The sequence below is a fragment of the Bacillus sp. NPDC077027 genome (assembly GCF_050269555.1).
Taxonomy (GTDB): Bacteria; Bacillota; Bacilli; order Bacillales; family Bacillaceae; genus Bacillus.
In genome coordinates, this window is the sequence record NZ_JBNNIO010000006.1 from 87,656 (window position 1) to 107,327 (window position 19,672).

Consider the following 19,672-nt stretch of genomic DNA (forward strand, 5'->3'; position numbering starts at 1 on the left):
GTAGAAAGCCGGTGTTCGTAGTGTCGGCTTTTTTTGTGTCTCATCATTTTTAAATTTTGTCGCAAAGTGTGTGCCAAAGTATAATGAACTTATGATTGCTCAATGAATTGAAAGCGTTTTATATTAAAGTATGACAATAGACCTAAACAGGCAGAAGGAGGCATTTCATTGTACATAACGGCAAGGGAACAAAAAGTGATGAAATATATCATACAACAAAATCGTTATGTCACCATTCGTGAGATAGCCGATTCTGTACAGGTCAGTACGAGAACGATTCATCGAGAACTCAAATCGATTAAACCGATATTGAAAAATTACAATCTTTCTCTCGATAAACAGCCCGGTAAAGGATTAAAGGCTGTCGGCGAGCAGGGGGATAAATATCGTTTGCTCTCTGATATGTCAAATGAAGATCAAAAGGAATATAGCTCAGACGAACGGAAACTTCTCATTCTATGTGCACTGCTTGAAGCGAAGGAACCGATCAAATTATATTCACTCGCAACGGATCTTCAAGTGACAAACGCGACGATCAGCTATGATCTTGATGAGCTGACTGAATGGATTGCACCCTATGGTCTTTCTTTGATACGAAAACGTGGGTATGGTATTGAATTGAAGGGACCAGAGGAAGCGAAGCGAAAGATTGTCGGTAATTTGATCGTCGACAGGCTTGACATTCAATTATTCCTAGAAACGATAGAAATGAACATTAAACATCGAACCAAAGCAACTGAAAAAGTATTTGGTGTCGTCAGTAGAGGGCAGTTATTAAAGGTGGAAAGACTGCTTTTTCATTTGAAAAATCGACTGTCCCTGTCATTATCAGATAGCGCCTATATAGCCCTTGTCGTTCACCTGACATATGCCATTGAGCGGATTCAAATTGGTGAGACGATTGATATGGAGAACGAAGAACTACGTGAATTAAAACGAACAAAAGAATTTGAAGCTTCTGAACGAATTGCCAGAGCACTTGAGAGAATGTTTAATGTAGAGATTCCAGAAGCAGAAGTCGGTTACATGACGATCCACCTGCGCAGTGCGAATCGTAGTTTTCAGTCTGAGTATCGAATTGAAGAGATCGAGCTTGATATCGCTCTAAGAACGAAGAAGCTCATTGATTTCATATCTGAAAAAACGGGCTATCACTTGAATGAGAACGATTCCTTATACGAAGGGTTAATCTCACACCTTGAACCTGCCATCAATCGGTTAAAAGAAAAGATGAGCATTTATAATCCATTAAAGCACCAAATAAAGAAGGATTATTTTTTGCTCTTTATGGCGATTGAAGAAGGGGTAGAGCTTTTTTTTCCAGAGACGGATTTTCCTGAAGAAGAGATTGCCTTCATCGTGCTTCATTTCGGTTCCGTTCTTGAAATTAAAAAAGAAGAGACAAACATCAATGCCTTGGTCGTTTGCTCAAGTGGGATCGGGTCCTCTAAAATGCTCGCATCACGCTTGAAAAAAGAATTGCCGGAAATCGCCACATTTGATTTATCATCCTTAATGGGGTTAAAGGAGATTGATGCGACGCGTTATGACATGATCGTATCAACTGTCCCTATACCGTATGAGCATATTGATTATATCATGGTCAGTCCGCTATTAAATGAAGATGATGCACAGCGGGTAAAGGCACATATTAAACGGAAAATCCCTTATATCATTGAGAAAAAAAGAATCAAAGAAGAAGCAAAACAAGTAGAGACAGAGCTGTATGATATGTTGGCACTTACAGAAACAATCACCAATTACATGGCGGTGATTCGCAGTATATTGCGTCATTTCACGATTGAACCGCTTGAAACAAAGCAGCACCATGAGGAAACGATGCGCCATTTATTAACACATATCGAAAAACAAGGTTTTCTGATACAAGCAGAAGAAGTGGCATTAGGATTATTAGAACGAGAGCAGCAAGGAGGACTAGGCATCCCTGGTACTCGCTTTGCTCTCTTTCATCTGAAGCATTCCTTTATTAAAGAACCCATTTTTCAAATGTTTGATCTAGATGCGCCATATGAAGTGAAAAGTATGGATGGGCAGAGTCAAATGATGTCACGCATCTTGCTAATGCTTGCACCACTTGAGCTTGGTAAAGAAGGCTCTGAAATGTTTAGCCTCATCAGTTCTTCCATCATTGAAAGTGAAGAAAGCATGGCACTTTATGATCGTGGCACAACGGATGACATTGAACGAAAACTTAACCAGCTTTTCTATCAATTTACAAAAGAAGCGAAGTGGGAATAAAGCTTAGAAACATTCATTGTTTCTAGGCTTTTTTGCTGTGACACAGACATCAAGTGTTGGGCGAATATCTTGATATTCAATGATCATATCAATGAAGCCTGCAAATTGTAAGTCGCTCCAAATCTGATTAAGTATTTTCTTTGTTTTCAAGGAAGTGGCACTTTTTTGCTGTGGTTGCATGATGATGACAATTTTCCCACCCGACATGAGCGCATCGTACAATTTGATGAGACCCGTCTTTGGCTCATACCATACGGTGTCGTTATTAACAGTCAGCACGTGTGATATGTAATTGATGGCAGTTTGGTCTATTCGATTTGACCTACACGCAACCATTCAGTAGAAGTAGTAAACACATCAAAGTGTTGATGGCATGTTTGAGTGAAAAATCAAGGTGGTAATGAAAGGATAGATCACGAATGAGGGAGGAACTTCATATGAATTTACGTGAATATTTAACGAACGGCATTCCACGACAAACACAGGATAAGCAGCCTGGAAGCGAGAGGGAAATGAATCCAGCGCCTATTTTTGAAGATGAGAAGTATGAAGGTTCTGGAAAACTCAAAGGCAAGGTAGCCTTAGTGACAGGAGGAGATAGCGGCATTGGACGAGCGGTCTCTGTCGCATATGCAAAAGAAGGAGCGCATGTGGCCATTGTGTATCTGAATGAGCACGAAGATGCGGAAGATACAAAAAAGCGTGTGGAGCAAGAAGGAGTGAAATGTTTAACGATTGCTGGAGATGTCGGTGAAGGGGAAGCGGTTGAAAAAACCGTTGCTACTTTTGGCAAGCTTGATATTCTGGTCAATAACGCGGCAGAACAGCATCCTCAGAAAAGCATAAAGGATATTTCAAGCGAACAATTGCACCAAACATTTAGAACAAACTTTTATTCCTACTTCTATTTTACAAAAAAAGCACTGGATTACTTAAAGCCAGGAAGCACCATCATTAATACAACGTCTATCAATCCATATCGAGGAAATGCGGTATTAATTGATTACACTACAACGAAAGGCGCAATTAACGGGTTTACACGTTCCATGGCACAATCTCTTGTAAAGGATGGGATACGGGTGAATGGCGTTGCGCCTGGTCCAATTTGGACACCACTGATCCCATCTACATTTGACGAAGACAGTGTCGAAAGCTTTGGCGCAGAAACACCGATGGGTAGACCAGGTCAGCCCGTAGAACATGTAGGGTGCTTCGTTCTACTTGCATCTGATGAGTCGTCCTATATGACAGGTCAAACCCTTCATGTCAATGGTGGATCATTTATGAACACCTGATGAGAATGACACCGCCTATTCAAATGGCGGTGCTATTTTCTTTATTGTTTCTTATTGCTCCTGATTGATTTTACAGACCAAACAATGATCCAGATGACGATGGCGATGATAACAATTGAAATGAAGTTGAAGATCGTAAAATGGTGCATCATAACAGCTCCCTTTGAACATGTATTTTCCAATAGCATCAGCCACATTGCTCTTTTTTATGAAAAACACATTTTGTTGTTTAATGGACAGGAAGTAGTGGAAACCTAATTGTACAGACATAATTGAAGGAGTGAGTGTGAATGACTCAGGAAGAAATTAGACAAAAGGTGCTCACCTTATTAGATGAGCAGAAAGTCGGTACACTTGCAACGGTTGAACAAGAGAAGCCACATACAAGATATATGACTTTTTATCATGACGAATTAACGCTATATACACCAACAAGCAAAAAAACACATAAAGCAGATGAAATTGCAAAAAATCCACATGTGCACATTTTACTCGGCTACGAGGGAAAAGGCTTTGGTGACACGTATGTTGAAATATCAGGCAAAGCCAAGCTGACAGATTCAAAGGACATTATTGACCGTATCTGGTCAGATGAGATGGAGAAATGGTTTGATGGCAAAGATGATCCTGATCTTGTGATCTTAGAAATCGAGCCAGACACCATTCGTTACATGAATGAAGGCGGTCAAACACCAGCAGAGTTGAAAATTTAGTACTTGCGTAAAATACGTGTACATGATATAGTTTTATATTAAGTGTTGAAACATGCAAATAAGTAAAGAAAGTAAACTTTCTTTTTTCTATGAAATGATCGGAAGCACCCTTTATATTGCTTCCTTATTAAAATAAGATACGCTGTTAAAGCGTGAGACTTATTTTTCCTTCTGCCCCCGCCCCTAATCAGCGGAAGAATGGGAAAAAGACGTTTTGTTTTACAATTCACACTGGCACGGCTTCGGAGCCGTAAGGACGAATGAGAGGTAGGGCTTTCGTTGTCTTGTTATCCAGAACTTCCATGGCGTTTACTTTCGAATGTAAGATTCGCTCGGAACACATATGAAACACGATATGATGAAGAATCTAAAAAGAACTCCACAATGAATGATGAGGAGTCATGAGACGGTTATTTATTTGCAAAAAGTAAGATGTAGGCTGCCCGATAGTTGGCAGCCTTTTTTATGTTGAAAACAAGACACCTCGAAACAGCTATTATTCCTGTGCAACCTTCTTTTTACTCAGCATACGATCCAGCAAATACATAAACAAAGCAAATAAGGTAGAGAAAGCGAGCATATCTATCATCGTCACATCTGTCTTTTTTTTGATCCACGCATACCAAATGAACTGGAGCATGAAGGAAAGGATAAAATAGACCACATATTTGATTTTGTCCATTTTAGTAAACCTCCTTATTTTTCTCTACTTCTATGAAACATAATGAATAGAAAGATCGAAGCAATCAGAGTTGTGATCAATGTCGAAGGTGTGAGGTTTTGCAATTGCTCAATCCCTTCTAACAAAGCGGCATAAAAAAAGAGAATAATCACCGAACACAGAATCCACTGCCTAAACCATCTAGGGACACGAAGCCACGTATTCAAAAGTGTAGTACTTAGCTTATCCAATTGTCGTCCTCCTTTCGCTGTTTCTGTTCTTATGGTAACACAGTTATGAACAATTTTGGATAATATTGTTTTTGTGGTATTTTCTTTTTGGAACAAAATGAAAGGAAGCGATTCAGTGAAGAAAATCCCTTTGTTTCTACCTAAGTATGTGTTCTATAAAAGTACGTTTGGAGACCATCCTCTAGCAACCATTCAAGTCGAAAGAGGCGGTACGATCTATGAGATCAAACAGGCGATAAAATCAATCATTGGGGTGCAGCCTGGAGATGAATTGTGGATTGCACAACGACATGAGTTGTCAATTCGATATTTATATTGCGGTAGATTTTATTTTTATTTTGCACTATCTAGATAAAATTAGGTCTACGAACGTTTAGATCGCAGACCAAATAATTTCCTTATTTAATTCCTATAACTAAACTATCTCGTGCAGCCTCTACAACATCATTTGAAATCGTATCCAACTGATTGATTTCTAAAATAATTATTTAGATGACGGACTTATGAAATTGATTCAATTGTTAGAATGATAAATATAAATAAAATTTCAGAGCTAGTGAGTATGAGCGAAGACTGGAAAAAGGATCGCTTCGGTGTGATTGAGCGTGGAGAAAATCCAATGGTTTTGGCAAAAATGAAAAGTGGGTACGCAGTAATTGGAGATACACAATTTCTTCCTGGGTACTGCGTTTTGTTAGCTTTTCTAAAAGTGAATGATCTCAATGAATTAACTCTAGAACAGCGCAGTCAATATTTATTGGATATGAGTATCATTGGGGATGCGGTAACGGAAGTCTGTCAGCCTAGTAGAATGAATTACTCCATCTACGGAAATTCGGACGCTTATTTGCACGCTCATATCTTTCCTAGATATGAGTGGGAACCTGAGGATAAGCGCCCATACCCCGTTTGGCAATATGGTGATCTTGTGGCATTGGCAGGAGCTACAGTATACAGAGGACAAACATGGTAAGCTTAAACAACAATTAGCTGAGAAGCTCGTGGAGCTTGTTAAGAAAAGTTTTGAGTGATCAAATTGGAGTGCTTTTGCACTATAAGTAAATATGAAAACGCTCGCGGTGCTGGTAATCCGTGTTGCTCCTGTTTTCAAACAGATCAAGTTGCACTGCTTCAATTCGAAAACTTTGATAAGGCTACGCGGACTCTCCATACAGTTTGCGTTATGATAAAATGACGTCGAGCGCTGCGTATGGCATTTGTTAAGGAGGCACTTATGAATAGTTTATACTCAATTGGTGAAACAGCAAGGCTGAACAACATTTCCATACAGACCCTGCGATATTACGATAAATTAGGTCTATTTAAGCCAGAACATATAAATCAGCAAAACGGCTATAGATTTTACCATAGTAGGCAGTTTTTCTATTTGGATATTATTAAGTCACTTAAGTATGTCCAAACACCGTTGGAGGATATTAAAGAGATCATCTCAGATACTCCTGAGAGCATGCTCAAACATCTTCACCACCAAGAAGTTGAAATTCAAAAGGAAAAAGAAAAAATCATTCAAGCTGAACAGCTTCTTAAAAGAAGGAAAAACCAACTGATGGAACAGCTAGAATTAGCTAAAAGAATAGAAAATGAAGACATATACACTAGGCATGTAGAGGAACAAGCCTTATTAAGAATTGCAACCTCCAATGCAAATCCAATAACCGAGCCCTATGCGCAGGCCCGCATACTCGCCGAAGTGTTAGAGGATCAGTGTTCACTAATTGATAACCAATGCAGTTATACCTACAGCTTCGCCGATTATCAAAAGACGAATGACATAAGGTACGAATACGTCTATACCACCGCGCCAGATCTGCCAATTGAATTAGGTTCAGATAAGGAAAACATTGAACGAGTGACGTTTGCAGCAGGTGAATACATCTGCATTGCATTTGAATGGTCACCCGAAGCTTATATAGCACATTATCAAAAATTATTTGACCATGTTAGAGAAAACCAATTAAAGACAGAGGGGAATGTGTATGAGGTGTCGGTTCCCATGAACTTTAGCCCACTTCATGAGGATCGTTTTATTTCAGAATTAAGAGTAAAAAAAAACTAATAGATTTTCACTTGACCCTATAGCGACTATAGGGTTTAACATGTTTCTTGTGAGGTATTTTCCAATCAAAAGGAGCGATTATTTATGAGAACCCCTACACAAGAACCGATTTGGTATTCCTATCCTGGAATGGTTGCTGTTATCACTGCCCGATATCGTGGAGAGCAAAATATCATGGCCTCCGGTTGGCATACGTATATTGGATCGAATCCAGGTACTTATGGACTCTCGCTGCAAAAGCAGGCGCATACATTTCAAATGATTAAGCAAAGTGGCGTCTTTGGCGTTCATTTTTTACCTGCTTCCAGCTCTGAACTCATTCAAGCAATTGGTACATTCAGCGGAGCCGATTTTGATAAATTTCAGAAGTATAATATTTCCTATGAAAACGGAATAAAAGCAGATATTCCAATCTTATCAGAGGCCTATTTCGCTTATGAATGTAAGGTTAAAAGTATCACCCCGATTGCAGATATGCAGTGGATCGTAGGAGAAGTGTTACAGCGTTATCAGGACAAAGCGTTATTTTTAGATAATGGATTACCTAACCTAGCCAAACTCGAAATCCCCCTTCATATCGGTCGGTCCACATACCGAGTATTAACAGACGCCGCTACTGAAAAGAATCATCCATTATATTTAGAAAAGTAGGATGAAAGAAAGTCTTATAGTTATTTTCTTCTTCAGCTCAAAGATAAGTCAATAAAATCAGACCTTTTTTATATTTACATATAGTGCAAAATAGCACTTTAAACGAGTGCAAATCATCTCCAAAAGTGACAACATGAGTCTTCAGGCTGTCAGCGTAAAATATGCATCTATTTAAAAAAAGCGTTCCTCTCAAAGGACGCTTTTTCTTTTATTTTTTTGTATCAAATTGACGCAATACTTTATCATAGGCAAAATTGCCGAAAGGAATAAATGCAGCAAAGAAACCGACAATCGACCATTTGAGATGCCAACGAACTTTGAATGTGACGTACGCTAGAACAAGCATATAGATGACAAATAATGCACCATGAAGAGAACCAACAATGGTAACTGCCATAGGGATATCGGCGAAATATTTAAGAGGCATGGCAATTAAAAGAAGGGTTAAAAGAGACATTCCCTCAATAAAACCTGCCTGACGAAGACGGCTAATACTGGTGTGCTGCATAAACGAATCCTCCTGTTTAAAAAACTAGTTTCTCATCTTCCAATATAAACGATTCTTCTATCGAACATGCAAAATCTGAGAAAAATTCAAAATAAGTTCACTGATTTCGTAAAAAATAGGAGAAATTCGAGTAATCGCTTGTGAAAAATTTTTGCATGAGCCATTAACTTACATTAGCTATCTTTCAACACCTGTTTCAAGTGCGCTAAATCATGTGTTAAGTGTGTTGTGATGGCATTGATTGCTTGTTGTACGTTTCGTCTTTTGAGCTCCGTTATAATCATGGCGTGCTCTTGTTGAATGGTCTCAGCGCGATTTTCTCCGCTGAAATTGAGGATGCGACAAAAGTGGATGAGTGCATTCACATGATTCAGCTGTTTGAATAAACGTTCATTGTGGCTTGCGTGAATGATGGCTTGATGGAATGCTTCATGTAAACGAATGATTTCCTTTGGCTCATTTTTTTGCTGAATGGCGTCATCTGCTAGGTAATAAAGATCTTCGATTTGTGAAAGCTCCTCTTCTGAAGCTTCTGTACAAGCAAACTGAACGGCAAGTGATTCCAAGGCAATTCGAATGTGATATAGCTCATCAACATCCCTTTCAGTGGGGGCATAGACCATATAACCTGACTTGTGATCAGCGATCAGTAGCTCATCTTTTTCTAATAGGCGCATTGCTTCTCTTACGGGAGAGCGGCTGACACCAAAGCGTTTTGCCAGCTGTGTTTCGTTGATACGTTCGCTTGGCTGGAATTCACCATTAAAAATCATGTGCTTCATTTGTTCATAAAATTGCATGTAATAAGGAGTGGGCTTCTCTAATTCAAATGAATTCATCCATTCATGACCTCTTTACTGTTCATCTTTTGCCCTCATGTTATATTAGTTTGTTCATGCAAGCAAGCTTTGTCAAGGAAGTCAATATCGTACAATAAAAGCGGAGAGGCACTATGCTACAATTATGTTCAGCTCAGTGAAAAGAGGTTGTATAGATGAAAACGCAAGAGGAACGAACCGTACACTTCGACCATGATCTGCAAATTGAAGCCTATCGCTTTCATGGCATTATGCAAAAATTTCCGAATCATTTTCATGAATATTATGTCGTTGGTTTTATTGAAAATGGCAGAAGGCGTTTAATCTGCCAAAATCAAGAGTATAGCATTGAAGCAGGGGATATCATTATCTTTAACCCATATGATAATCACGCATGTGAACAAATCAATCATCAAACCCTTGATTATCGTTGTCTCAACATCAAGCCTGAGGCCATGGCAAAGGTGTTTAAAGGCATGGATCAGCTACCACATTTCAAAGTGCCGGTTATATCACAAAGTGAGCATACCGAACAGCTCTATCATCTCCATCAAATGATCACAGAAGAGGCACCCATTTTTAATAAGGAAGAAACCTTTTATTTTCTGATGAAACAGCTTGTTGAAGATTATGCGGATATACCTGAGGAAAAGCCATTTCGTGCAAATGAACAAAAAATAGAAAACGTACGACAATATATCGAGCATCACTATACAGAAAATGTATCTTTGGATGAACTTGCACAGCTTGTGGAAATGAATAAGTATTCGCTATTGCGAGCATTTACGAAATTACGTGGTATCACGCCATATCGTTACTTGCAAACATTAAGGGTGAATCGAGCAAAGAAGCTACTTACACAAGGGATAAAACCAGTTGAAGCAGCAGCTCTTACAGGTTTTACTGATCAAAGCCATTTAAGTCATTTTTTCTTAGAATTTATTGGTCTCACACCAGGACAATATCAACAAATTTTCATTAAGAAAGGTAGCATCAATGAATAATAAGCAGACACTAGGTCATTTAGCTGCATTACTGACAATATTATTATGGGGAGCCACATTTATCTCAACCAAAATCTTATTAATTGGCTTCTCACCAACAGAGATATTATTTCTCCGATTTTTCATCGGTTTTATTGCACTCATTGTTATATATCCATTTCCAATGAAAGTTACAGACAAAAAACATGAACTCATGTTTGCACTTGCTGGGTTATGTGGCGTGGTTTTATATTATTTTTTAGAAAATGTAGCCTTAACCTATACATTCGCTTCCAATGCAGGGGTCATTAGCTCTGTCGTCCCGTTTTTCTCCTTTTTATTCGCTTACTTTCTATTAAAAGAAGAAAAGTTACAAGGTCAGTTTTTGATTGGGTTTGTGATTGCGATGACAGGTATTGTGCTTGTTAGCTTCAACGGCATGACAACCTTTCAATTGAACCCGCTTGGAGATTTTTTGGCACTTGTGGCAACTGTTGTATGGGCTTTTTATTCCATTTTAGCAAAGAAGATGAGTCAATATGGCTATCACATCATTCATACAACAAGACGTGTGTTCTTTTATGGCTTGTTATGGATGATTCCTTTATTAGGTTTATTCGATTTTCAGCTGAAGTGGGAACGGTTCACAAGTCATACTGTCATATTTCATTTGTTATTTTTAGGGGTAGGTGCATCCGCCATTTGTTTTCTCACATGGAGCTTTGCGGTGAAGACGTTAGGTGTTGTTAAAACAAGTGTCTATATTTATGCTGTACCGATCGTCACGATTATCATATCCATGATTGTGTTAAATGAAAAGCTAACCCCACTCGCCATCTTAGGAACATCTTTAACATTAACAGGTCTTTTCCTATCAGAACGAAAAATCAAACACAAGAAAAAACAAAAAAGACAGATACATATGCAAAATCAATAGGCGCTTCGATAAGATCGAAGTGCTTTTTACCTTGAAAGAGAAACCACCATCTTGTAGACTTGATACAATCGGTCGACCGTCGACTTAAAGAGAGGGAGAGGGGATACAGAATGAAAAACTTAGCAATTGCAACCATACCAGGAGATGGTGTTGGAAAAGAGGTTGTACCTGAAGCGATCAAGGTGATGAAAGCGATATCAGAGGTGCATGGCGGTTTATCATTGACATTTCAAGATTTCCCGTGGAGCTGTGAATACTATTTAGCGCATGGCGTCATGATGCCAAAAGACGGGATGGATCAATTAAAAGCCTTTGATGGGATCTTTTTAGGGGCTGTTGGAGATGCCAGCTTGGTCCCAGATCATATCTCCTTATGGGGCTTACTTATTAAAATTAGACGTGAATTCGAGCAAGTGATTAATATTAGACCAGCAAAGCAATTACCTGGCGTGCGTTCCCCACTTGCAAATCCAAAGGACTTTGACCTTCTTGTTGTAAGAGAAAATGGAGAAGGAGAATATAGTGAAATTGGTGGACGCATTTATCAAGGGAAAGATCAGATAGCTATTCAAAATGCCGTTTTCTCTCGTAGAGGAACGGAACGAGCGATGCGCTATGCATTCGATTTAGCATCAAAAAGGCGGAAACATGTGACAAGTGCAACAAAATCAAATGGAATTATCCACACAATGCCATTTTGGGATGAAGTATTTCAAGAGCTGTCTAAGGAATACCGTGAAATCAAAACAGACACACAGCATATTGATGCACTATCAGCCTTTTTTGTCACAAGACCTGAACGTTTTGATGTCATTGTCGCTAGTAATCTATTTGGTGATATTTTAACAGACCTCGGTGCAGCAATTATGGGCAGTATAGGTGTTGCACCTGCTGCCAACATCAATGTCAATGGCAAATACCCTTCCATGTTTGAGCCTGTACATGGATCAGCACCAGACATTGCGCAGAAAGGAATCGCCAACCCAATTGGACAAATATGGACAGCGAAATTGATGCTTGATCATTTTGGTGAGGAAGAGCTAGGAGCATATTTGCTTGAAACCATTGAATCGGTCACAGCAGACGGCTTTATGACACCAGACATTGGTGGCAAGTACAAAACGCAAGAGGTAACAGACGAATTAATCAAACGTTTAAAGAAATAGTGTAACTGTTAGAACCGAATGGGGGCGTCTGCTATAATAAAAGGATGGATAGAAGAAAGAGATGTGAAATCGTGTGTCAAAAACAGTTGTACTAGCAGAAAAACCTTCAGTTGGACGTGATCTAGCACGTGTACTGAAGTGTCATAAAAAAGGAAATGGTTTTTTAGAAGGGGATCAATATATCGTCACATGGGCTCTTGGCCATCTTGTTACCCTTGCAGACCCCGAAGGCTACGGAAAAGAATTTCAGTCTTGGCGATTAGAAGATCTGCCAATTATACCTGAACCGCTAAAGCTTGTTGTGATCAAAAAGACAGGTAAACAATTTCAAGCGGTCAAGTCACAGCTTGCTAGAAAGGATGTCAAAGACATCATCATTGCTACAGATGCTGGACGTGAAGGTGAGCTTGTTGCTAGATGGATTTTAGAAAAAGCTCATGTGAAAAAACCGCTAAAGCGTCTATGGATTTCCTCTGTAACAGACAAAGCCATTCAAGATGGCTTTAAGCGTTTGAAGGACGGGAAAGAATATGATAATTTGTATCGTTCAGCTGTTGCGAGAGCAGAAGCAGATTGGATTGTTGGCATCAATGCGACAAGAGCATTAACGACGAAATTTAACGCCCAGCTATCATGTGGTCGCGTGCAAACGCCGACCCTAGCCATGATCGCTAAAAGAGATGAAGATATCCAGCGCTTTCAGCCAAAGCCATACTTTGGATTGTCAGCACAGGTGGATGGTTTGACTCTGACATGGCAGGATCAAAAAACAAAGCAAAGTCGTTCCTTTCAACCAGAGCTGATCAAGCAGCGATTAGCTTCGTGTGAAGGAAAACCTGCAATCATTGAATCGCTAAAGAAAACGGCTAAAAAAGCCAATGCACCAGGCTTATATGATTTAACTGAACTTCAACGGGATGCACATAAGCGCTTCGGTTTCTCAGCAAAAGAAACCCTTTCAACATTACAACGTCTTTATGAACAGCATAAGCTTGTGACATACCCACGTACAGATTCACGTTATTTAACAGCCGATATCGTGCCAACGTTAAAGGATCGTCTGAAAGGAATGAACGTCAGACCTTACACACAGCATGTGAATCGCATCCTACAGTCGGGCATCAAAGCGAATAAAGGATTTGTAAATGATGCAAAAGTATCGGATCACCATGCCATCATCCCAACAGAGGAAGAGCTATATCCAGGTGTCCTAAGTGATAAAGAACGTAAGCTATATGATTTAATTGCAAAACGATTCCTTGCTGTTTTAATGAAGCCATTTGAGTATGAGGAAACAAATGTTTTTGCAAAAATAGGTACGGAAACCTTTACCGCTAAAGGAAAAACAGTGCTCTCAGCTGGATGGAAAGCAGTATATGAAGAGGCGTATGATGATGACGAAGCAACTGATGTTGCGGATCAAACCTTGCCACCATTAGCTGAAGGCCAGTCACTTGATGTACGCCATCTAAAAGAAACGAAAGGTGAAACGAAACCACCTGCTCGTTTTAATGAAGCTACGCTGTTATCAGCTATGGAAAATCCGGCTGCCTTTATGCAAAACGAAGAGAAGAATTTAGTGAAAACTCTTGGTGAAACAGGTGGACTCGGTACTGTAGCAACAAGAGCAGACATCATTGAAAAATTATTTAATAGCTTTCTCATTGAGAAAAAAGGCAAGGACATCTTCATTACGTCAAAAGGCAAACAGCTTTTAGAACTTGTTCCAGAAGATTTAAAATCACCTGCTTTAACAGCAGAATGGGAGCAAAAGCTGTCTAAAATGGCACGAGGCGATTTGAAATCCTCACAGTTTATGAATGAAATGAAGTCATATGCCAAGCAGGCCGTGAGTGAAATCAAGCAGTCAGGTCATACATTTAAGCATGATAATATGACAGGTACACATTGTCCGGACTGTGGGAAATTAATGCTGAAGGTCAATGGCAAAAACGGCACCATGCTTGTATGTCAAGACCGTGATTGCGGTCATCGAAAAAATGTAGCCAAGAAAACCAATGCACGCTGTCCAAATTGTCATAAGAAAATGGAACTACGTGGTGAAGGTGAAGGGAAAATCTTTGCTTGCGTATGCGGACATCGTGAAAAGCTATCTGTATTTGAAAAACGTAAGGCACAATCAAATCAAAGTCGTGCGAGTAAGCATGATGTCTCAAAATATATCAAGAAACAAAAGAAAGCAGAAGAACCATTAAACAACGCGCTTGCTGAACAGCTAAAAAAATTAAAATTAGATCAATAAATGGTTGAAACCTGTGTACATCATGCACAGGTTTTTTTAGTTTGTCTAGGTATATATTCGTTTATTTCTGCTGAATAAAGGAATTTGGTATGTGAAAAGGATCGTAATTTGCCGAATAATATTTATTTATATTTTAAGCAAAACATACTATAATAAAACGTTAGATGACGAAATGAAATTGTTTCATCCTGAGGAGGAGCTGAATGAAGAAAACCATACAACGTGCCATTGTCATCACGTTCATTGCGTTCGTTTTAGGTGGGTGCACCTTGAAGAAGAATGATACCACATCGAGTCCAGAAAAAGATCAGCCACTTTTACCGGCAGAAGATTTTATCACCCATCATTTGCTGACAGAACAAGGACTTATTCGCACAACCTTTGCCAATCCACCGATCTACTTATCTGAATCGCTTGGACTTTGGATGGATTATCTCATTCGAAAAAAAGATCAGTCCTCCTTTGACAAGCAAATAAACTTGATCAAGAAGCACTTTCTACTTGAGGACCAGCTTCTCACTTGGAAAATTGCAAACGACAAAAAAAGCAATGTGAATGCCCTGATTGACGATCTGCGTGTCGTTCACGCACTCAATCAAGCAGATGAAATGTGGCAGAAGTCCGATTACCGAAACCTAGCCTTAGAGATCGCCCGTGCATTAAAAGAAAAAAGCATGTATAAAGGCATCTTTACAGATTATTATGATGTATCAGCAAAACAAACCTCACAATCTATCACACTTTCATATATTGATCCAAACGCCATCTCAGATTTGAATACACTCGGTGTCATTAATGACAAAACATTGAGTCGTCAGCTGTCTATTATTCAACAGGCTCCAAGAAAAAACGATTTTTTTCCTAAATCCTATGATATTGACGCAGCACACTATTCGTTTGATGCTGATTTGAATCTTATTGATCAATTGTATACTGCTCTTCACGCAGCAGATATGAAGGTCGATACAGCTTCTTTCATGACATGGCTTCAGCAAACCTTTAAAAAAGAAGGTAAGCTATTTGGACGATATCACCTCACATCAAAAGAGCCATCCGTTACGTTTGAATCTCCAGCAGTTTATGCACTTTCCATGTTATATGCACTTAAAATGGATCAACCGGCATTTGCACTAGATATTTATCAGCGAATGAAGCAATTAGAAATACAAGATCCACTCAAACCTTATTACGGAGGCTACTTGAACGAGAAAGAGACTCACTCATTTGATAACTTATTGCCTCTTATTGCAGAAAGGGAGCTTTTGAATGAAGCTATTATTCAGTAACACCTCTCGCATTTATAGCATGATGCTGTTCATGTTGATAGGTATCACCTTATTTTTTTATTACTTTACGGCTTATGATCTAGAAGGCATGATGTTGATTGGTTTAGCGCTTGTGGTATTAGGCTGTGGCATCATTTTCGGCATGCTCCCATCCTTAATTCTTACACTCATCATCCTCTTTTTTGTTGGGAGTGCAATGTTTTGGAGCCAGCTTGGAGATACAGACATGCTATTTTCAAACCAGACGTTACAAGATTTTGTAGTTTGGGGCGCCTCTCTTCTCTTTTTCGCACTCTCTGCTGGGTCAATACATGAGCTCATTTCTACGATGCAACAAACCATAGAAAAACAGCAGTTTGAGATGAAGCAATTTGTCGCGATTGACTCAACAACAGGCTTTGATAATGCGGAACGAATGATGCTTGAATTATCAGAGGAAATGAAGCGAGCTGAAAGGTACAAGCAATCATTTGTATTTATCTTACTTCATATGCACTATGCCAAAGAATTCAAAGCATTATATGGTGAAAAAGAGATGTTGCATCTATTTCAACAACTGAGTACCAAAATTCGGGCAAGTGTTAGAGAAACGGATAAAAAGTTTCGTTTATCAGAAGAACGAATTGGGTTACTGCTCACCCATACTCCAGAGGAGCATGTACCGATTGTGCTTGAAAAGCTAAAGGAAACCTTGCAAAAGCATGTGTTATTAAATGGACATCATGTCACGCTGACCTTCCATGTCTGCCATTTAACTAGCAGTTCAGCCTATCGAACACCAGATCAATTTTTAGAAGAACTAGAAAATGAGTTGATGATGAATGAACTATAACAATTACATCAAGTGGTTATTGGTGATAAGTCTCATCAGTATCGGGCAGATCGGAAGCGCAGAGGAAGCATCAGCGCAAGAACAACAGTCCAACATGCTCATTATTTATTCAACAAAAACAGGTCATGTCACTGCAGATGTGAGTATGTTAGGTTTGCTACTGGGGCACTTTTCTGAAAAGCAGACTGTTTTATCAGATGAAGAAGTGTCACCGGAAGATGTCAAAGGAAAACAGACGATTATTTATTACGGGGAAACTAAGAAAACTTTGCCACGTCAAGCGCTATATGCGATGCAGCAGACAGATGCTATGCTCATTGCGATTGGCCATAATGCAGAGCAATTGAATGCCTTTTCTCACCTGTCCTTTACAAAACAACAACACGTTTACGAAATACAAAAAACGAAAGAGAAACATTATCGCCTCCAAGATGATGGACTAACCGTTTTGGGAGTGAGCGGTGACGATCTAAAGCCGCAATTTTCATTTCAAAAACATCATAAAAAAACGCCATTTATTGTCCAAACAAATAAAAAGACAACCTACATCGGAATTTTCCAAGTGCTTCAAAATAAGATGTTGATAGCAGAAGTGTTCGAGTTGCTTTTCCAACAAGAGAAGGAGAAAACCATCAAGTACCTAAGGCTAGAAGATATTAGTCCAGTATCTGACGAAAAGAAATTGCTTGAAGTGGGCACATATTTGTCGGAGAGACACATTCCCTTCTTGTTAGCCGTCATTCCAGTCTTCGTTGACCCGTCAACAGGTGAGCAAATAACACTTAAAGACCGCCCGAAGCTGGTGAACATTTTGAAAAAATTGCAAGACAATGGAGGCACAGTCATTCTTCATGGTCATAGTCATTCCTATCGAAATAGCGAAACAGGGGAAGGGCTAGAATTCTGGGATGCGAAGCTCGATCAGCCCATCATATCAAGCGATACTCAAGATGCTAAAGAGAAATTAGCCAATCAGAGCGCTTTTCCAAGTGAACAGGCATATCAAACATACCTTAAGTCTTATCAAGAAAATGAAGTTGCGTATACGGAGCAAAAACTAACAGAGGGGATCGAACTTTTAGTTGATCAAGGGTTGTACCCACTCGCTTTCGAAGCACCACACTATGCCATGTCACAGCTTGGATACCAAGTGACCTCTCGTTATTTTTCAAGCCTATTCGGGCAGGTGCAACTGACAGACGACACATGGAAAACAATGAGTGCACCGCCATACGTATCAACGCCAGCTAGTTTACATGGTATGACACTGTATCCAGAGCAACTTGGATATGTCGATCCTACAGCGGCAGATCCAATTGGTCAGGCAGAACAAGCAATCAGTGCAATGCAGCATATTCAGGATCAAATCGCAGGCGCCTTCTATCATACTTATTTAGGACTTGAATATTTACCTGATTTGATCTCACAAATGGAAAGCCTGCCTCAAAGCGAATGGCTCGATTTAAAGAGGACAAAACAAACCGTTCAAACGCCCAATGTAAAGATTGAAACAACAGGAAACGGGCATATTCAGGTGCATCAGTCAAAAGAGATTCTTACCAATTCACCAAAACGCAGTGGAATGGAGAAGGTGTTGCTTCTGCTGACAGGTGTTGTGTTCTTATTTATTGTGATGTTTATTCTCTATACGCTGTATTTAAGATTGACGATGAAAAAACGTATTTTTAAGGAGAGAAAAACACGTGGCTGATGTCTTATTTTATATCTCACTGATGCTGATTTGGGTTATGCTCCTATACCACATGTTCCTCATGCAGGGCGGTTTTCAACATTATTTAACCTATGAACGAGTGCTGCCAAAATGGACGAAGCAAGTAAGGGAGCTTCCAAAAGTAAGTATACTCATTCCAGCTCATAACGAAGAGGTTGTCATTAAGCAAACGTTAAAGGCTATGGTGCAACTGTCATATCCAAAACATTTGCTCGAAATCATAGTCATTAACGACAATTCATCTGATCGAACTGGAGAGATTGTACAATCTTTTCGTGAACAATACCAACATGTTCACATGATTGAAACAAAACCTCCATTTGCGGGTAAGGGGAAATCCACTGCATTAAATGAGGGCCTAAAATCTTCAACTGGTGAGGTCATCTGTGTCTATGATGCGGATAATATGCCAGAAAAGAAGGCAGTCTACAACTTAGTTCTTGGCTTAATTAATGACCCGAGCGCAGGAGCGGTCGTTGGGAAATTTAGGGTCATTAATGCAAGCAAAAATTTATTAACGAAGTTTATTAATATTGAAACCATCTGTTTTCAATGGATGGCTCAAGGTGGCAGGTGGAAGTGGTTTCGTATTGCGACAATCCCAGGGACAAATTTTGCGATCCGCCGCAGTATTTTAGAAGAGCTGGGCGGATGGGATGTGCATGCACTTGCCGAGGATACAGAGCTGACAATCCGTGTGTACAACCTTGGATATGTGATTCGATTCTTTCCAGCGGCAGTAACATGGGAACAAGAACCAGAAACATGGAAAGTATGGTGGCGACAACGGACACGCTGGGCAAGGGGAAATCAATACGTGGTGCTCAAATTTTTAAGCCGATTTATGAAGCTAAAACGGAAGCGCATGATATTTGATTTGTTTTATTTCTTCTTTACTTATTTCTTGTTTTTCTTTGGTGTCCTGTTGTCTAATGGGATTTTTCTTCTCAATCTGTTTGTTGATCTCCATCTATCTGTCGGAACAGTTGCCCTTATATTATGGGTGCTCGCCTTTTTCCTCTATATGACGGAGGTCATGATCACACTGAGTATTGAGAAAACAGAAATGACGAAACAGAATATCCTCATCATCAGTCTCATGTATTTTACGTATTCACAGGTTTGGATCGCCCTTGTTGTTTATTCCTTATTTGTCGAGACGAAAAGTCGAATATTTAAACAAGAAATTAAATGGTATAAAACAGAACGATATGATCAACAAAAGAAAAGCGGGTGACAA

General features: G+C 39.4%; 20 protein-coding genes. 15 read left to right on the forward strand and 5 right to left on the reverse strand.

What is annotated here, in order from left to right; all coding sequences use genetic code 11:
- The first annotated feature begins 168 nt into the window (after nt 1-168).
- A complete protein-coding gene (locus ACQKEZ_RS17195; protein ID WP_427302894.1) occupies nt 169-2,259 on the forward strand; it encodes a BglG family transcription antiterminator in 2,091 nt (696 codons plus the stop codon).
- A gap of 3 nt (nt 2,260-2,262) precedes the next feature.
- On the opposite strand, the gene ACQKEZ_RS17200 is transcribed toward ACQKEZ_RS17195, so the two are convergent.
- The gene (locus ACQKEZ_RS17200; RefSeq protein WP_427302896.1) at nt 2,263-2,439 is read right to left on the reverse strand and encodes a hypothetical protein; all 177 of its coding nucleotides are present in this window, start codon (nt 2,437-2,439) and stop codon (nt 2,263-2,265) included.
- A gap of 257 nt (nt 2,440-2,696) precedes the next feature.
- On the opposite strand from ACQKEZ_RS17200, the gene ACQKEZ_RS17205 reads away from it, so the two are divergent.
- Together ACQKEZ_RS17205 and ACQKEZ_RS17210 are read left to right on the forward strand one after the other, a co-directional pair.
- A complete protein-coding gene (locus ACQKEZ_RS17205) occupies nt 2,697-3,554 on the forward strand; it encodes an SDR family oxidoreductase (protein ID WP_427302897.1) in 858 nt (285 codons plus the stop codon).
- Between the two features lie 290 nt (nt 3,555-3,844).
- Nucleotides 3,845-4,267 carry a pyridoxamine 5'-phosphate oxidase family protein gene (locus ACQKEZ_RS17210; protein WP_427302898.1) on the forward strand — a complete coding sequence of 141 codons (423 nt, stop codon included), beginning with the start codon at nt 3,845-3,847 and terminating at the stop codon, nt 4,265-4,267.
- 496 nt (nt 4,268-4,763) lie between these two features.
- On the opposite strand, the gene ACQKEZ_RS17215 is transcribed toward ACQKEZ_RS17210, so the two are convergent.
- Entirely contained in the window at nt 4,764-4,949 is a 186-nt protein-coding gene (locus tag ACQKEZ_RS17215) for a hypothetical protein (RefSeq protein ID WP_427302900.1), read from the reverse strand.
- 14 nt (nt 4,950-4,963) lie between these two features.
- Nucleotides 4,964-5,179 carry a hypothetical protein gene (locus tag ACQKEZ_RS17220; protein ID WP_427302902.1) on the reverse strand — a complete coding sequence of 72 codons (216 nt, stop codon included), beginning with the start codon at nt 5,177-5,179 and terminating at the stop codon, nt 4,964-4,966.
- Nucleotides 5,180-5,294: 115 nt separating this feature from the next.
- On the opposite strand from ACQKEZ_RS17220, the gene ACQKEZ_RS17225 reads away from it, so the two are divergent.
- The 4 genes from ACQKEZ_RS17225 (at nt 5,295) to ACQKEZ_RS17240 (ending at nt 7,907) form a co-directional block, all read left to right on the forward strand.
- Nucleotides 5,295-5,534, forward strand: a complete 240-nt coding sequence (locus ACQKEZ_RS17225; RefSeq protein WP_427302903.1) for a hypothetical protein — start codon at nt 5,295-5,297, stop codon at nt 5,532-5,534.
- A gap of 207 nt (nt 5,535-5,741) precedes the next feature.
- Entirely contained in the window at nt 5,742-6,152 is a 411-nt protein-coding gene (locus tag ACQKEZ_RS17230) for an HIT family protein (RefSeq protein WP_427302904.1), read from the forward strand.
- A 261-nt stretch (nt 6,153-6,413) separates the two neighbouring features.
- Nucleotides 6,414-7,256 carry a MerR family transcriptional regulator gene (locus tag ACQKEZ_RS17235; RefSeq protein ID WP_427302906.1) on the forward strand — a complete coding sequence of 281 codons (843 nt, stop codon included), beginning with the start codon at nt 6,414-6,416 and terminating at the stop codon, nt 7,254-7,256.
- Between the two features lie 84 nt (nt 7,257-7,340).
- A complete protein-coding gene (locus ACQKEZ_RS17240) occupies nt 7,341-7,907 on the forward strand; it encodes a flavin reductase family protein (RefSeq protein ID WP_427302908.1) in 567 nt (188 codons plus the stop codon).
- A 208-nt stretch (nt 7,908-8,115) separates the two neighbouring features.
- On the opposite strand, the gene ACQKEZ_RS17245 is transcribed toward ACQKEZ_RS17240, so the two are convergent.
- Nucleotides 8,116-8,415: a DUF3817 domain-containing protein gene (locus ACQKEZ_RS17245; protein ID WP_427302910.1), complete on the reverse strand. Its 300-nt coding sequence runs from the start codon at nt 8,413-8,415 to the stop codon at nt 8,116-8,118.
- Between the two features lie 173 nt (nt 8,416-8,588).
- On the reverse strand, nt 8,589-9,254 hold the full coding sequence (locus ACQKEZ_RS17250; RefSeq protein ID WP_427302912.1) for a GntR family transcriptional regulator: 666 nt from the start codon (nt 9,252-9,254) through the stop codon (nt 8,589-8,591).
- A 155-nt stretch (nt 9,255-9,409) separates the two neighbouring features.
- On the opposite strand from ACQKEZ_RS17250, the gene ACQKEZ_RS17255 reads away from it, so the two are divergent.
- The 8 genes from ACQKEZ_RS17255 to ACQKEZ_RS17290 all read left to right on the forward strand — a co-directional run bounded on the left by ACQKEZ_RS17255 (nt 9,410) and on the right by ACQKEZ_RS17290 (nt 19,669).
- Complete coding sequence (locus ACQKEZ_RS17255; RefSeq protein WP_427302914.1) at nt 9,410-10,237, forward strand: AraC family ligand binding domain-containing protein; 828 nt, start codon at nt 9,410-9,412, stop codon at nt 10,235-10,237.
- Entirely contained in the window at nt 10,230-11,153 is a 924-nt protein-coding gene (locus ACQKEZ_RS17260; protein WP_427302916.1) for a DMT family transporter, read from the forward strand. Before ACQKEZ_RS17255 ends, ACQKEZ_RS17260 begins: the two co-directional genes overlap by 8 nt.
- A 110-nt stretch (nt 11,154-11,263) precedes the next feature.
- Nucleotides 11,264-12,319 (forward strand): tartrate dehydrogenase, encoded by a 1,056-nt coding sequence (locus tag ACQKEZ_RS17265; RefSeq protein WP_427302918.1) that lies wholly within the window; start codon nt 11,264-11,266, stop codon nt 12,317-12,319.
- A 73-nt stretch (nt 12,320-12,392) separates the two neighbouring features.
- Complete coding sequence (locus ACQKEZ_RS17270) at nt 12,393-14,582, forward strand: DNA topoisomerase III (protein WP_427302920.1); 2,190 nt, start codon at nt 12,393-12,395, stop codon at nt 14,580-14,582.
- 203 nt (nt 14,583-14,785) lie between these two features.
- Entirely contained in the window at nt 14,786-15,868 is a 1,083-nt protein-coding gene (locus tag ACQKEZ_RS17275) for a glycosyl hydrolase family 8 (RefSeq protein WP_427302922.1), read from the forward strand.
- Entirely contained in the window at nt 15,849-16,700 is an 852-nt protein-coding gene (locus tag ACQKEZ_RS17280) for a GGDEF domain-containing protein (protein WP_427302924.1), read from the forward strand. Before ACQKEZ_RS17275 ends, ACQKEZ_RS17280 begins: the two co-directional genes overlap by 20 nt.
- Nucleotides 16,690-18,411, forward strand: coding sequence for a DUF2334 domain-containing protein (locus ACQKEZ_RS17285; RefSeq protein ID WP_427302926.1), 1,722 nt, complete (start codon nt 16,690-16,692; stop codon nt 18,409-18,411). The genes ACQKEZ_RS17280 and ACQKEZ_RS17285 overlap by 11 nt, the downstream gene beginning before the upstream one ends.
- A gap of 22 nt (nt 18,412-18,433) precedes the next feature.
- A complete protein-coding gene (locus ACQKEZ_RS17290) occupies nt 18,434-19,669 on the forward strand; it encodes a glycosyltransferase family 2 protein (protein ID WP_427303086.1) in 1,236 nt (411 codons plus the stop codon).
- The last annotated feature ends 3 nt before the right edge of the window (nt 19,670-19,672 follow it).

Excerpts from the sequence above, each read along its gene's own strand:
- ACQKEZ_RS17235 (WP_427302906.1), top strand. The coding sequence starts at position 6,414 with ATGAATAGTTTATACTCAATTGGTGAAACAGCAAGGCTGAACAACATT.
- ACQKEZ_RS17285 (WP_427302926.1), top strand. The coding sequence starts at position 16,690 with ATGAACTATAACAATTACATCAAGTGGTTATTGGTGATAAGTCTCATC.
- ACQKEZ_RS17210 (WP_427302898.1), top strand. The coding sequence starts at position 3,845 with ATGACTCAGGAAGAAATTAGACAAAAGGTGCTCACCTTATTAGATGAG.
- ACQKEZ_RS17215 (WP_427302900.1), bottom strand. The coding sequence starts at position 4,949 with ATGGACAAAATCAAATATGTGGTCTATTTTATCCTTTCCTTCATGCTC.
- ACQKEZ_RS17240 (WP_427302908.1), top strand. The coding sequence starts at position 7,341 with ATGAGAACCCCTACACAAGAACCGATTTGGTATTCCTATCCTGGAATG.
- ACQKEZ_RS17290 (WP_427303086.1), top strand. The coding sequence starts at position 18,434 with ATGCTGATTTGGGTTATGCTCCTATACCACATGTTCCTCATGCAGGGC.
- ACQKEZ_RS17265 (WP_427302918.1), top strand. The coding sequence starts at position 11,264 with ATGAAAAACTTAGCAATTGCAACCATACCAGGAGATGGTGTTGGAAAA.
- ACQKEZ_RS17250 (WP_427302912.1), bottom strand. The coding sequence starts at position 9,254 with ATGAATTCATTTGAATTAGAGAAGCCCACTCCTTATTACATGCAATTT.
- ACQKEZ_RS17260 (WP_427302916.1), top strand. The coding sequence starts at position 10,230 with ATGAATAATAAGCAGACACTAGGTCATTTAGCTGCATTACTGACAATA.
- ACQKEZ_RS17200 (WP_427302896.1), bottom strand. The coding sequence starts at position 2,439 with ATGCAACCACAGCAAAAAAGTGCCACTTCCTTGAAAACAAAGAAAATA.
- ACQKEZ_RS17280 (WP_427302924.1), top strand. The coding sequence starts at position 15,849 with ATGAAGCTATTATTCAGTAACACCTCTCGCATTTATAGCATGATGCTG.
- ACQKEZ_RS17205 (WP_427302897.1), top strand. The coding sequence starts at position 2,697 with ATGAATTTACGTGAATATTTAACGAACGGCATTCCACGACAAACACAG.
- ACQKEZ_RS17230 (WP_427302904.1), top strand. The coding sequence starts at position 5,742 with ATGAGCGAAGACTGGAAAAAGGATCGCTTCGGTGTGATTGAGCGTGGA.
- ACQKEZ_RS17245 (WP_427302910.1), bottom strand. The coding sequence starts at position 8,415 with ATGCAGCACACCAGTATTAGCCGTCTTCGTCAGGCAGGTTTTATTGAG.
- ACQKEZ_RS17275 (WP_427302922.1), top strand. The coding sequence starts at position 14,786 with ATGAAGAAAACCATACAACGTGCCATTGTCATCACGTTCATTGCGTTC.
- ACQKEZ_RS17255 (WP_427302914.1), top strand. The coding sequence starts at position 9,410 with ATGAAAACGCAAGAGGAACGAACCGTACACTTCGACCATGATCTGCAA.